Origin of the sequence: Snodgrassella alvi (assembly GCF_002777855.1) — a bacterium.
Taxonomy (GTDB): domain Bacteria; phylum Pseudomonadota; class Gammaproteobacteria; order Burkholderiales; family Neisseriaceae; genus Snodgrassella; species Snodgrassella alvi_E.
In genome coordinates this window covers 1-927 of the sequence record NZ_MEIK01000027.1, presented here as the reverse complement: position 1 = coordinate 927, position 927 = coordinate 1, and the positions used below count along the sequence as shown (strand labels likewise).

Annotated in this window: 1 protein-coding gene; it reads right to left on the bottom strand. The window is 47.0% G+C overall.

The features are described from left to right. A partial coding sequence (locus tag BHC43_RS03400) for a VENN motif pre-toxin domain-containing protein (protein WP_180297415.1) occupies positions 1–927 on the bottom strand: 927 nt, incomplete at both ends.

The window sequence follows — 927 nt, the reverse complement described above, 5'->3', positions numbered from 1 at the left end:
TCCTTTCAGATACAGACTTAGTATGATTTGTGAGGCCTCTTCTGAGGCTTTTTTGTAATTCTCTATAACCTGTTGTTGACATTCTTTGGTTTGACATGCATCGTATTTTCTTTGGTAATCATCCGCACTTTGTACCCCCGCTTTTTTCAGCTTTTCATTTATTTTTCTTTCCTGTGCATTAAGCTTGCTTTCTCCTTTGCTGTTAATTAAGGCATTATTCTCTACTGCATTTTGCCCAAGCTCTCCTGCTATCTGCGCATTACTCAGTGTTCCTCCGCTTAGTCCCCCTGCTACTGTCCCTATCGCTGACGATAGGTCTCTTATGCTTCCTTTTACGTTTTCCGGCAATCTGTTCGGGTCTATTTCTCCTGTGGCGGGATCTATTGCTTCTGGATACTGCTCTTTTGGCAGATGGTTTATTAGGTATTGGGCTGCCAATTCTGCACTGCTCGCTCCTGCCGCTCCTGCTGCTGCACTGCCTCCGTTTACACTTGCAGTTACTGCACCTAATATGGCATGCGCTACCAGCTGCGCTGCTTCGTTTTTGTTTTCTCCGTGGCCGAATTGTTTGCCTATCAGCTCTGATGCATATGGTGCTAAGGTGTTGGCCACTACCTGTATATTGGTCTGTCCGCCCAGTGCACCGGTGATGGCTGTGGTCACTGCATTCAGTGCACGGCTCTTGTTGCCGCCTATGCCCCATGCCTGTGCCTGTTCGTCTGCTTGTTTGTAACTGCTGGAATATTGTTTCAGGAATTCGGCTTTTTCGGCTTCGTTCAGGCTATTGTATTTGTTTAGTATCTCTCCGCCTTCTGTTTGCAGTTGCTCTTCTGCCGCTTTTTTCGCCTGCTGCTTTTCTTTGTCCGCTTTGTTTGCCATATCTGTGCTTAGTGTACGTACGCTTTGCATGATGGTGGCGGTGGCATC